This is a genomic window from Curtobacterium sp. MCPF17_011 (assembly GCF_003234145.1).
In the GTDB taxonomy this organism is placed as follows: domain Bacteria; phylum Actinomycetota; class Actinomycetes; order Actinomycetales; family Microbacteriaceae; genus Curtobacterium.
The window spans coordinates 37,612-49,814 of sequence record NZ_QKSK01000015.1 but is presented as its reverse complement, the minus strand read 5'-3'; the positions used below and the strand labels follow the sequence as shown (position 1 = coordinate 49,814).

Sequence of the window (12,203 nt, the reverse complement as noted above, 5' to 3'; positions counted from 1 at the left end):
CGGAACTGCTCGTGTCGGACCCGGTGCTCGACCCCGCGCTCGACCTCACCGCGTTCTGGGACGCCCTCGACGGTGTGCCGACCGCTGCCGATGCCGAGGCGCTGTTCGTCGCGGGCGGTTCCGATCCGGGCTCGCGCGCGGCCGGTGCGCTGCGGCGGGCGAACCTCGACCGCTACCTGCAGCGCTTCGGACCCGCGGCCGAAACGATCCTGGTCGCCGAGGCACCCGGCTGGCGCGGCATGACGAACACCGGCATCCCGTTCACGAGCATGCGGGAGTTGCAGGACCCCGACGGGCTGTTCGCCGACGTGCCCTTCGCGCTGCCGCCCGAGCCGACGGCCCCGTGGGAGGCGTCCTCCCGGGTCGTGCACGCTGCGCTGCGCGGCTGGCACGGCCCCCTGCCGGTGCTCTGGGCGGTGTTCCCGCACCACCCGTTCGTCGCCCCGGACCGGCTGACGAACCGGACGCCGCGTCCGGCCGAGGTCCGCGACGGTGCCCCGGTCGCGCTCGCGCTGGCCGAGGCGGTGGGCGCCCGGCGGTTCGTCGCGGTCGGACGGAAGGCACAGGGAGCACTCGCGAGCGCCGGCATCGACGCGATCGCGGTCCGGCACCCGGCACAGGGCGGTGCGACGCAGTTCACACAGCAGTTGGCGGCACTGCGCTGACGCAGACGGTTGCCCGTGCCGGTCAGTGGCGGTTGCCGTGCCGCTCAGTGCCGGTTGCCGTGCCGGTCGGTGCCGGTTGCCGTGCCGGTCAGGCCGACCGGACCTCGACGCCCTTCGCGGCGAGCGCGTCCGACACGTGCGCCGGCAGCGGAGCCGCCGCGTAGACGACCTTGAGCGACGGCAGGTCGACGAGGTCGTCCCAGTTCTGCGGGTCGTAGCGGTCGTCGGAGCCGTCCCAGCCCGGGTGCAGGTCCTGCAGGATCTCGAGGTCCGAGTCCACCGTCAGTTCGGTGACCAGGTCGAGCTGCGACGGCAGCAGGTCGAGGTCGTCGTAGTACTCACGGGCCCGGTCGTCCTGGCCGTCCACGTCCTCGTCGTCCACCACCGCGTCCTCGTCGTCGTCGTCCCCGTCGTAGGGCTCGATGACGTCCAGGTCGTAGCAGAGCACGTCGAGGACGAGCAGCTTCGCGTTGAAGTCCGCGAACTCGATCGGTTCTTCGGTGGTCGTCGACGCCTCGTCCATGCAGGGCAGCGTATCGACCGGCCGCTGGCCCTGTCCGCCCCGACCGATTTTGCTGTGGGACTGGACAGGAACGGTTCAGCAGGAACAGGGTGATGCATGGCGACCACGACGAAGACCGAGCGCGACCCGGGGCAGCAGACCGAGCTCCGCCGTGTGATCGGTCCGAAACTCCTGCTCCTGTTCATCGTCGGGGACATCCTCGGCACCGGCGTGTACGCCCTCACCGGGCAGGTCGCGGCCGAGGTCGGCGGGGCCGCGTGGCTGCCGTTCCTCATCGCGTTCTCGGTGGCGCTGCTCACGGCGTTCTCGTACCTCGAGCTCGTGACGAAGTACCCGCAGACGGCGGGTGCGGCGCTCTACGTGCACAAGGCGTTCGGCGTCCACTTCGTCACGTTCATCGTGACGTTCATCGTGATGTGTTCCGGCATCACCTCGGCGTCGACGGCGTCCCGGGCGTTCGCCGCGAACCTGGGCGTCGGGTTCGGCCTGGAGCTGCCGAACACCGTCGTGATGCTCATCGCGATGGGCTTCATGCTCGCCGTGATGGCGGTGAACTTCCGTGGCGTCAGCGAGAGCGTGAAGACGAACGTGGTGCTGACCCTCGTCGAGCTCTCGGGTCTGGTGCTCGTGATCCTGGTCGGTTTCACCGCGATCGCCGGTGGCAACGCGGACTTCTCCCGCGTGGTGATGTTCGAGACGCCCGAGGACAAGAGCCTGCTGCTGAGCATCTCGACCGCGACGTCCCTGGCGTTCTTCGCGATGGTCGGTTTCGAGGACTCGGTGAACATGGCCGAGGAGACCAAGGACCCGTCGCGGATCTTCCCCCGCGTCATGCTGACGGGCCTCGGCATCACCGCCGTGATCTACGTCCTGGTGTCGATCTGCGCCGTGGCCGTCGTGCCGATCGGTGAGCTGGCCGGCAACGAGACGCCGCTGGTCACCGTCGTGCAGACCGCCGCGCCGGACTTCCCGATCGGTGCCGTCCTGCCGTTCATCTCGATGTTCGCCGTCGCCAACACCGCGCTGATCAACATGATGATGGCGTCCCGGCTGCTGTACGGCATGAGCAAGCAGGGCGTGCTGCCGGGCTTCCTCGGCCGGGTCTCCCCCGCGCGCCGCACCCCGTCGAACGCGATCGTCTTCACGACCCTGATCTCGCTGGCCCTGATCGGCTGGGTGTCGCTCGACCCGGAGTCACCGATCGTGGTGATCCTCGGCGGGACGACCTCGCTGCTGCTGCTCGCGGTGTTCGCGGTGGTGAACACCTCGGTGCTGGTGCTCCGCCGCGACCGGGTCGGCCACCGGCACTTCAAGGCCGGGGTCGTGATCCCGGTGATCGGCATCATCGCCTGCCTGTGGCTCGTACTGCCGTTCTCGTCCGGCCGCGCGTGGGAGCAGTACCAGATCGCCGGTGCGCTGCTGGCGCTCGGCATCGTGCTCTGGCTCGTGACGTGGTTCACCCACGGCCGGAAGACCGCCGAGAAGGCGCCGACCGGAGTCGTGACGGAACCGACTGCCGTGCAGCGGAACGCCCGGGAGGACCACGATCGCTGACACCGGCCACTGACACCGGCCGCTGACCCGCTCCACCGCGGCGATGCAGGAGGCCCGGCACACCACGGGTGCCGGGCCTCTCTGGCTACCGGACGTCAGCTCCGGCGGGCCGGCATCCCGAGGGGACCGGGCGTGCGCTCGACGGCACGGACGGCGAGCGCACGCATCCAGTCGAGTCGCTTGCCCGGCCACCCGTGCACCAGGACCGTCCACTGCTCCGGCAGCGCCGACGCCCCGGCGAGCGCCCCGGCCAGTCCGCCGGTGATCGCGGCGACGGTGTCGGTGTCCCCGCCGCCGCGGACCGCACGTTCGAGGGTGTCCACGACGCCGTCGCCGAGGGTGATCGCGGCGACCGCGGCCTGCAGCGACGCGACGACCCATCCGTTGCGGGCGGTGTGGTCCTCGGGTGTCGAGGACTCGGCCTCGGCGATCCGGTCGAGCCACAGGGTCCGGCGCTCCCGCGGCAGCATCGGCACACCGCGTCGGACGTCGAGCCGGCCCCGGCGGATCGCGTGCCGGATCGCCACGGTCCAGAGGACGCAGGCGTCCCCGGCGTCGTCCTCGTGGTGGGTGAGGTCGCTGACCCGTCGGGCGGCGACGGCGAGGGGCTTCTTCGCGCCGTCACCGAGGAACCCGAGCACGAGCGGCGTCGTCCGCACCAGCGACCCGTTGCCCGCCGACTGCCCGTTCTGCTCGTGCACGGCGCGGGCGGCGGCCTTCGCGGCGTCCTCGGTGTTGGCCGACATCCGCCCGAGCACCGCCCGGGTCTGCGCACCGACGTCCGGCGCGTCCTGCGCCCAGTCGGACCAGGCGGCGAGCAGCCGCCCGTGGGTGCGGGGTTCGTTCCACCGGGCACCGTTCGCGACCGCTTCCAGCACCGGGATCGCCATGCTGGTGTCGTCGGTCCACTCCCCCGGTTCCCACCCGAAGGGACCGCCGCCGCGCATCTCGACGGGGTGGTCGGCGGCCAGTGCCGGGCCGAACTCGTACGGTGCCCCCAGGGCGTCCCCGCACGCACTGGCCAACACGGCGCCGAGCGCCCGGTCCTGCATCGCTGTGTCCATGGTTCCCTCCGCGCTCCACGCTAGTGCCGCGAACCGGGGGCATGTCGGCACGTGTGTCGTCCAGTCGGAACGCCTAGCCTCGTCGTACCGGACTCCGGTCCGGCCCGCTCCAGCCCGCCGAGGCCCCCACCCCGCTCCACCTGACGAAGGACCGCACCATGCGCCGTGCCGGCATCGCACTCGCGTCGGTCTTCGGCGTCGGTGTGGTCGCCGCGGTCATCGGGGTCATGGTCCTGATCGTCGTCGCGGTGAACTCGTTGAGCGGGCTGGCGTCGTCCTCGGCGACACCCCGGGCGCTCACCTGCCCGGCCGCGGCTGCGCAGACCGTCGGTGGCGTCGTGGTGCCGGCAGGGCCGGTCGGTGGCTTCTGCCAGGACCGTCTGGTGAACGCCGCGCAGGTGATCCGGGCCGCTCGTGACCTGGGCATCGGCCCGCACACCCAGGCGGTCGGCGTGATGACCGCGATCGGCGAGTCCGGGCTCGTGAACCTGGACCGTGGCGACGCCGTCGGTCCGGACAGCCGCGGAATCTTCCAGCAGCGGGACAACGGCGCCTGGGGCACGTACGAGCAGCGGATGGACCCGTACACCGCGGCGTCGATGTTCTACGCGAAGCTCGTCAAGGTGCCCGGGTGGAAGACCATGACGCCGACGCAGATGGCGCACGCGGTGCAGGTGAACGCCGACCCCGACCACTACGCGAAGTACTGGCCGACGGCGAAGCGCGTGGTCGAGGGCCTGACCGGCGAGACCGTCCCGGACGCGGCGCCCCAGAACTGACCGGCACAGGGCTGACGAGCACGGGGCTGAGCCCGGGCCGTTCACGCCGCTGCCGAAGCGACCGGCTCGTCGTCGTCGAGCTCCACCATGGACGCCCCGTCGTCGTGCACCACGACCTGCCCGCGCAGTCGTACATCGTGTTCGTCGAGGGTGCAGGCCATCGCGTCGACCCATTCCCAGTCGACCGGGAACAACCCCGTGGCACCCGGCCGTTCCCAGGCGAGGACGACCTCCGCCGCGCCGACCTGTCGGACGACGTCCTCGACCAGGGCGCCGAAGTCCTCGACCTGGTCGTCGGGTTGGTACGGCAGGTCGGCGACGGGCAGCACGAGCTGCACCGGGATGCCGCGGGCGCTGAGGAACAGCACCCAGCACTGTCGTCGGACAGGGGTCTCGAGGAGCGCGACGACGAGGTCGACCACGTCGTCGTCGGTACGGACTGCGGTTCGCTCGAGTCGCTCGAGCACATCGGTGTCTGGCATGCCCCGAGCCTGGCCGTCCACCCTGCTCCCGCGGAGGCCGGAGCACCTCGCTGTGGACAACGACCACCAAGCCCAGGGATGTGCAGGACCGATCAGATCCCGATCGAGACCGCCCCGCCGGCCAGCAGCCGTGCCACGACGAAGACCACCACGAGCACCCCGAGCCCGAGGAGCGCCACCGGCCAGGTCAGGCGCCGGCGCACCAGCCGGAGCACGCACAGCACGAGGGTGACGAGGAACACCAGGGCGACGACCACCGGGCCGAGCGTCACGACCGTGCCGCCGAGCCCTTCGTCGCACCGGTTGCCGGGCGCGTCGCACGACCCGAACGAGAGCGCCATGAACTGGATCCCGCGACTCGCGACGACGGTCGCGACCGCACCGAGCAGCAGTAGGACGACGGTCGCGACCACGTCGGCGACGCGACGGCCACCGCGCAGGCCGGGACGGGCCTCCCGGCCGCCGGCAGGACCCGAACCGGACCGCCCGTCGTCGCCCGCGCGTGTCACGACCGATCCCCGATCACGGTGCCGGCCAGGACGGGGACGGTGCCGGCCAGGACGCCGAGGAGGGAACGCATGGTCCCCATCGTGCCTCCTCCTGAGCGCACGCGTTCGACGGTACGGTCGGGACATGGCCCGCGCACGCGACCACGAACCCCCGGCAGCCCCCGCCACCGCAGCCGTGCTGCTGGGCGGCTTCGCGTTCCTGCAGGGGTTGATCCTGCCCGCCGAGGCCGTCGGCCGGAACCTCGCGATCGGCTTCCTCTTCGGCGGTCTGGGACTCCTCTCGGCTTGGCGAGCAGTCACCATCGGCCGCGGCCGCCGACACCGTGGGGCCCGACGGTGGGCATGGGCCGCAGCCGTCCTCGGCCTGCTCGGCGTCGGCATGCTCGGTTACCAGGGTCTGGTCATCCTGACCGGCGGGGCGCTCCCGCCGCCGTTCTGGTGGCCGTACGCGCAACGCTGACGGTCCGTCACGCGGGCAGGTCGGCCGACCGGGAGGCCCGTGCTCCGCCCGTTTCGATGCGCCTGGAACGACCGGTACCGTCCCGCCGGAACGGGTGCAGGATGGCCGCATGGCAACGACGCCGAACCCCTCGACCCTGTTCCGACGGAAGCCGATCGACACCATCGACGACGACTCCGGGAGCGAGGGCGGCCTGAAGCGGCACCTCGGCCTCTGGCAGCTCACCGCGATCGGCATCGGCGGCATCATCGGCGCCGGGATCTTCACCCTCGCCGGTACGGTCGCGAATGGTGTCGCCGGACCCGCCGTCCTCATCTCGTTCCTCGTCGCCGGCGTCGCGAGTGCTGCGGCAGCGCTGTCGTACGCGGAGTTCGCGGGGCTCATCCCGAAGGCCGGCAGTGCGTACACGTACGGGTACGCGGTGCTCGGCGAGATCGTCGGCTGGTTCATCGGCTGGGACCTGCTGCTCGAGTACACGGCGATCGTGGCGGTGGTCGCGATCGGCATCTCCGGCTACGTCGGGTTCCTGGTCGGCCAGTTGGGCATCGACCTGCCCGCCTGGATGCTCGGCGCGCCCGGCACCGGCGACGGGCACGTCGTCGACGTCTTCGCGATCGCGCTCTGCCTGCTCACCGCGTTCGTCCTCACCCGGGGCATCCGGAGCGCCGCACGCTTCGAGTTCGTCGCGGTCGGGATCAAGGTCGCGCTCGTCGTCCTGATCGTCGTGCTCGGGGTGTTCCACATCGACAGCGCGAACTACTCGCCGTACTTCCCGTTCGGGTTCGGCGGTGTGATGACCGGCGCCGCGACCGTGTTCTTCGCCGTGTTCGGGTACGACGCGATGTCGACCGCTGCCGAGGAGTCCACCGACGCCCGCAAGCACATGCCGAAGGCGATCCTGCTGTCCCTCGGCATCTCGATGGTGCTCTACGTCCTCGCCACGATCGTGCTGACCGGGATGCAGGACTACGAGGACATCGACCCGGCGTCCGGGTTCTCGTCGGCGTTCGCGTCGGTCGGGCTCGGAGGCGTCGCGAACGTCATCGCGATCGGTGCCATCGTCGGCATCGTCACCGTCCTGGTGACGTTCATGCTCGGCGCCTCGCGCGTCTGGTTCTCGATGAGCCGCGACGGGCTGATGCCGAAGTGGTTCGCGAAGACGGATCCGAAGCGGCACGTGCCGACCCGGGTCACCTGGATCCTCGGCATCGCGTCGGCCGTCCTGGCCGGGGTGCTGCCGATCGGGGTCGTCGCCGAACTGACCAACATCGGCATCCTGCTCGCGTTCGTCGTGGTCTGCACCGCGGTCATCGTGCTCCGCTACCGGCAGCCGGACCTCGACCGGCAGTTCCGGATGCCCTTCATGCCGGTCGTGCCCGCCATCGGCGTGCTGGCGTCACTGTGGCTCGTCTCGTTCCTGCAGTGGGAGACGTGGGTGCGGTTCGCGGTGTGGTTCGCGATCGGGCTCGGCGTGTACTTCGGGTACTCGCGGAAGCACAGCAAGCTCGCCCAGCCCGCGGACCACTGACCGCAGACGTCTGCCCCCAGACCACAGCGACCCGACCATCCAGGGGGTGGTCGGGTCGCTGCGTGCGGCGGTGCGCGGTGTCAGTCGCGTCGGTGCTTGCCGAGCGAGGCCGTCGGCGCTGCCATCGGGTGGTTGCGGAACCAACGCAGCAGTTCCCGCGCGCGGCTCGCATCGGCGCTGGCGTCGCCGGAGGTCAGGAACTCGTCGAACCCCTCGGGCGGCTCGACCTGCTCGTCGCGGTCGAACGCCATCGTCCACTCCGGGAACCGACGGGTGTGGATCGACTCCTCCACCAGCAGTCGGACCTCGTCGTGCCGCGGATCGGCGATGATGCGTCCGTAGGTGGCGATGACGGCGTCGTGCGGACCCTCCAGCAGCTGCATGAACCGACCGGAGCGGTGCACGAGCATGCCGGTGAGACCGTCGGCGGTGTTCCGCTCGCGCGAGCGGGCCAGGACCTCATCGAGGGCGGGGTCGTCGAACGGCTGGGTGGCCGAGCTCATGTAGACGAGTGACTGCAGCATGATGCTCCCGATGATGTCTCACCAACCCGCATGCGAACCAGCCCCCGAACGGGCCTGACCCGATCCGGACGAAGGCCCGGACAGCGCGGTGACCGCCTGCTACCGGGCCGCCAGCGCCGTGTACGGCACGACCTGGCCGTCCTCGGTGCACACGTGACGCTGCACCCCGGAATCCGTGATCGTCGTGTACTCGGGCGACCACCACGAGGCGGGGCCGTCCGCGACCTTCGGGAACGTGCCGCGCACGACGTCACCGGTCTCCTCGGGTTCCCCGTCGACCTCGACCTCGTCGGCTTCCGGGTCGTCCGTCGTGCCGTAGTTCCGCAGCACGTCCCGGTCCCAGCTCATGAGCATGCCGGCGTAGGCCTGCCGGTCGTCGTCGTCGACCTGCACGCTGTAGGACGTCCGGTCGTCGGAAGCGTCCCGCGGGACACCCCGGAACTCGATCGTGTACGAGTCGGCGGTCTCGGTCATCGAGACCGTTCCGCCGTCGGTCCCGAGCAGTTCGCAGGTCGCCTTGCCCGGCGTCCCGGCCGCGCGCGTCGGCGTCGGCGTGCCCTCGGCGGTCTCCGTGTCCCCGCCGCCCGCGCAGCCGGTCAGTGCGACCGCGGCGAGCAGCGCCACGATGACCCCGGTCGCGCCCTGCTGGATGCTCTTCATCGACATGTGTTCCCCCTCGTCTCCTGCGCCCCTCCGGCGCTCGTCCGACCGTACCAACACCACCCGGACGACGAGCGTCGGCGGGGCCTGGCACGATGTCCCTGTGCCAGCAGCCCCGATGATCGACGCCGTCGACGTCATCCGCTTCGTCGGGCCGCAGACCTTCGGCCGCGCCCGTGACGTCGTGCGCGCCGGCCTGGTCGAGGAAGCCACCTGGCACGAAGACGGCACGATCACCGCGACGGTCAGCGGGAGCGCCGCCGACCCGTACGACGTGCAGGTCGAGACGACCATCGCCCGTGGCGAGTTCGTCCGTCCGGTCCGCAGCCGCTGCACCTGCCCGCTCGGCGGCGAGTGCAAGCACGTCGCCGCCGCACTCCTCACCATCAACGCCCGTGCCCTCGCCGCGCAGGCCGGGCCCCGCGCGCAGCCGCCCACCCCGCCGACCCCGGACTGGAGGCGCGACCTCGCCCGCCTCGCCGGTGACGACGACGGGACCACCCGCTCCGGCACCGTGCCTGCGAGTGGCGGGATGGGCCTCCAGTTCGAACTCCGCGACGCGGTGCCGGCCCGACTCGCCGGACGTGCCCGTGCTGCGGGCCGGACGATGCCCGTCGCCAGTCGGGCGGTGCGCCTCGGCGTGCGCCCGGTCAGCCGGAGTGCAGCGGGCAACTGGGTGCGCGGGCAGCTCACCTGGGGCGCGCTGCCCTACTCGATGAACCGGCTGGGACTCGAGCCGGACCAGCACGCGTGGTTCATGCAGTTCCAGGCGCTGCACCGGGCGGGTGTGCTCGCGGGGCTGCCCGGGGAGAGCGACTGGATCCACCTCGACGACTTCCGCAGTCCGCTCCTCTGGCCGCTGCTGCGACAGGCCGAGCCGCTCGGCATCGCGTTCGTCACCGGCAAGCGGAAGGGCGGGGTCGACCTCGGCCTCGACGCCCGGGTCCTGCTCGACGCGGCCCGGACCGCCGAGGGGCTGCTGATCGGCGCGAGCGCGGTGATCGACGGGCGTCCGCTCGCCGAGGGCACCGCGCGGGTCGTCGGCGACCACGGCGTGTACGCGTTCCGCGAGTCGCCCGAGTTCCACGTCACGCTCGCCCCGACCCCTGCAGCCGTGCCGGAGGACCAGCGGAAGATGCTGGTCGAGGCATCGCGCATCACCGTCCCCGCGGACGAGGTCGACGAGTTCCTGGCCGACTGGTCGCCGAAGCTCCGCGGATCCCTCGGACTCGTCAGCTCCGACGGGTCACTCGAGCTGCCGGAACGGACGCCACCGGAACTCGTGCTCACCGTGACGTTCGAACCGGCCCGGGCGCCGCGGACCGACGACCGGGCGCACCTGCAGTGGCGCTGGAGCGTCGACGGCCGGAAGGACCCGGTGTCCCTGCACGGGCCGCTGCCGGAGCTCGGCCTCGTGCTCGCCGCAGACGACGAGACGGAGGCGTCCGAGCCTCCCGGCCCGGGCGGCGGACTGCAGTGGTTCCAGGACGGGACCATCGACGGGGCCGACGTCGCCGTGCTCGCGAACGAGCTGTTGCCGGCGCTGCCCGCACTCGGCGTCCGCGTCGTGGTGCAGGGCGAGCGTGTCGACTACGAGCGCCTGACCGGGCGGCCGCACATCCGCGTCACGACGATGCCGTCGGACAAGCACGACTGGTTCGACCTCGGCATCTTCGTCAGCGTGAACGGCAAGGAGATCCCGTTCACGCCTCTGCTCCGGGCACTCGCCAAGCGCGACCGGCGGATGAAGCTCGTCGACAACTCGTACCTGTCGCTCGCCGACCCCGCGTTCGACCGTCTCAAGGAGGTCATCGAGGAAGCCCGCGAGCTCGACGAGTGGGAACCCGAGCAGCCGCTCACCGTGACGCCGTACCGGGCCGCGCTCTGGTCGGAGTTCGACCAGCTCGCCGACGAGACCGAGCACGACGAACGGTGGCAGGAGATCGCCGGGCGCCTGCTCGACGCGACGGCGCCGGCCGACGCCGTCGTGCCGGCGACCGTGCACGCCGACCTCCGGCCGTACCAGCGCGACGGGTACGCGTGGCTGACGTTCCTGGTCGAACACGGCGTCGGCGGGGTGCTCGCCGACGACATGGGCCTGGGCAAGACGCTGCAGGCGCTCGCGATGATCGCCGACCGGCGGGCCGCCGACCCGGAGGCACCACCCTTCCTCGTCGTCGCGCCCACCTCGGTCGTCGGCAACTGGGCGGACGAAGCGGCGAAGTTCGTCCCGTCGCTGCGCGTCACCACGATCGCTGGCACCTCGCTGAAGGACCCCGCGCGGGTCGCCCGGACCGCCGCCGTGTCGGACGTCGTCGTCACCTCCTACGCCCTGCTCCGGCTCGACGCACCCGCCTACCTCGACCTCAGCTGGTCGGCGCTGCTCCTCGACGAGGCGCAGTTCGTGAAGAACCCGCAGTCGCAGACCCACCGTGTTGCGGCCGAACTCCGTGCCCCCGTGAAGATCGCGATCACCGGGACGCCGCTGGAGAACGGGCTCGCCGACCTCTGGGCACTGTTCGCCGTCGTCGCCCCCGGGCTGCTGTCGTCGTGGACGCGGTTCGGCGACGACTACGTGAAGCCGCTGGCCTCGCCCGAGCTCCGCGGAGCGGCCCGAAAGGAGCTGACCGACCGCCTCCGGCGACGCATCCGACCGCTCATGCTCCGGCGGACGAAGGAGAGCGTCGCCGCGGACCTGCCCGAGAAGGTCGAACAGGTCGTCCGGGTCACCCTCGACCCTGCACACCGCGAGCTCTACGAGAAGACGCTGAACCGGGAGCGGCTCAAGGTCTTGGACCTCGTCGACGACCTGGACCGCAACCGGATGATCGTCTTCCGCTCGCTGACCCTCCTGCGGATGCTCGCCCTGTCCCCCGCACTCGTGTCGGACGACCACGGCGACGTGCCCAGCGCGAAGCTCGACCTGCTCCTCGACGAACTCGAACAGCTCGCGGCCGAGGGGCGACGTGCGCTCGTGTTCAGCCAGTTCACCTCGTTCCTCAAGATGGTCTCCGCCGCCCTCGACGAACGCGGGGTCGCGTACGAGTACCTCGACGGCTCCACCCGCCGCCGAGGAGTCGTCATCGACCGCTTCCGGGACGGCAGCGCCCCGGCGTTCCTCATCTCGCTGAAGGCCGGCGGATTCGGGCTCACCCTGACCGAGGCCGACACCGTGTTCGTGCTCGATCCGTGGTGGAACCCGGCCGCCGAGAACCAGGCCGTCGACCGGACGCACCGCATCGGGCAGACCCGGTCCGTGACCGTCGAGCGGCTCATCGCGGAGGACACCATCGAGGAGAAGGTCCTGGCGCTCGCGCAGCGGAAGGCGCAGTTGTTCGCCACGATGATCGACGACGACGCGCTGTTCGCCGAGGGGTTGAGCGCCGAGGACATCCGATCGCTGCTGGCCTGACCGGCGGCGGAATGTGGCATTCACAGTCCTTGGTGTCGAGGCC

At 71.3% G+C, this 12,203-nt stretch carries 12 protein-coding genes; 6 read left to right on the top strand and 6 right to left on the bottom strand.

Translation table 11 applies throughout. From position 1 onward, the window contains the following. Positions 1-11: 11 nt before the first annotated feature. A complete protein-coding gene (locus tag DEJ25_RS15230) occupies positions 12-665 on the top strand; it encodes a uracil-DNA glycosylase (RefSeq protein ID WP_258366239.1) in 654 nt (217 codons plus the stop codon). Between the two features lie 88 nt (positions 666-753). Here DEJ25_RS15230 and DEJ25_RS15225 read toward each other — a convergent pair whose 3' ends face one another. Continuing rightward, complete coding sequence (locus DEJ25_RS15225) at positions 754-1,188, bottom strand: DUF6892 domain-containing protein (RefSeq protein ID WP_110903040.1); 435 nt, start codon at positions 1,186-1,188, stop codon at positions 754-756. 96 nt (positions 1,189-1,284) lie between these two features. Here DEJ25_RS15225 and DEJ25_RS15220 point away from each other — a divergent pair, with 96 nt between their 5' ends. Further along, positions 1,285-2,742, top strand: coding sequence for an APC family permease (locus DEJ25_RS15220; protein WP_111045214.1), 1,458 nt, complete (start codon positions 1,285-1,287; stop codon positions 2,740-2,742). A gap of 95 nt (positions 2,743-2,837) precedes the next feature. On the opposite strand, the gene DEJ25_RS15215 is transcribed toward DEJ25_RS15220, so the two are convergent. After that, positions 2,838-3,806: an ADP-ribosylglycohydrolase family protein gene (locus DEJ25_RS15215; protein WP_111045213.1), complete on the bottom strand. Its 969-nt coding sequence runs from the start codon at positions 3,804-3,806 to the stop codon at positions 2,838-2,840. Positions 3,807-3,964: 158 nt separating this feature from the next. On the opposite strand from DEJ25_RS15215, the gene DEJ25_RS15210 reads away from it, so the two are divergent. Beyond that, a complete protein-coding gene (locus DEJ25_RS15210) occupies positions 3,965-4,585 on the top strand; it encodes a hypothetical protein (protein ID WP_111045212.1) in 621 nt (206 codons plus the stop codon). A gap of 41 nt (positions 4,586-4,626) precedes the next feature. On the opposite strand, the gene DEJ25_RS15205 is transcribed toward DEJ25_RS15210, so the two are convergent. Both DEJ25_RS15205 and DEJ25_RS15200 read right to left on the bottom strand, forming a co-directional pair. Then, positions 4,627-5,067, bottom strand: coding sequence for a hypothetical protein (locus tag DEJ25_RS15205; RefSeq protein ID WP_146240706.1), 441 nt, complete (start codon positions 5,065-5,067; stop codon positions 4,627-4,629). A 92-nt stretch (positions 5,068-5,159) separates the two neighbouring features. Continuing rightward, entirely contained in the window at positions 5,160-5,702 is a 543-nt protein-coding gene (locus DEJ25_RS15200; protein ID WP_220033241.1) for a DUF6264 family protein, read from the bottom strand. On the opposite strand from DEJ25_RS15200, the gene DEJ25_RS15195 reads away from it, so the two are divergent. Together DEJ25_RS15195 and DEJ25_RS15190 are read left to right on the top strand one after the other, a co-directional pair. Further along, positions 5,701-6,036, top strand: a complete 336-nt coding sequence (locus tag DEJ25_RS15195; protein ID WP_110903034.1) for a hypothetical protein — start codon at positions 5,701-5,703, stop codon at positions 6,034-6,036. The two genes, DEJ25_RS15200 and DEJ25_RS15195, sit on opposite strands and share 2 nt — an antisense overlap. A gap of 109 nt (positions 6,037-6,145) precedes the next feature. Next, positions 6,146-7,564, top strand: a complete 1,419-nt coding sequence (locus DEJ25_RS15190; protein ID WP_111045210.1) for an amino acid permease — start codon at positions 6,146-6,148, stop codon at positions 7,562-7,564. A gap of 80 nt (positions 7,565-7,644) precedes the next feature. Here the strand turns inward: DEJ25_RS15190 and DEJ25_RS15185 are convergent, their stop codons facing one another. Both DEJ25_RS15185 and DEJ25_RS15180 read right to left on the bottom strand, forming a co-directional pair. Next, a complete protein-coding gene (locus tag DEJ25_RS15185) occupies positions 7,645-8,088 on the bottom strand; it encodes a BLUF domain-containing protein (protein WP_110903032.1) in 444 nt (147 codons plus the stop codon). A 99-nt stretch (positions 8,089-8,187) separates the two neighbouring features. Then, positions 8,188-8,754 (bottom strand): hypothetical protein, encoded by a 567-nt coding sequence (locus DEJ25_RS15180; protein ID WP_146240705.1) that lies wholly within the window; start codon positions 8,752-8,754, stop codon positions 8,188-8,190. Positions 8,755-8,851: 97 nt separating this feature from the next. Between DEJ25_RS15180 and DEJ25_RS15175 the strand changes: the two genes are divergently transcribed. Then, positions 8,852-12,160 carry a DEAD/DEAH box helicase gene (locus DEJ25_RS15175; protein ID WP_181427469.1) on the top strand — a complete coding sequence of 1,103 codons (3,309 nt, stop codon included), beginning with the start codon at positions 8,852-8,854 and terminating at the stop codon, positions 12,158-12,160. Positions 12,161-12,203 lie beyond the last annotated feature (43 nt).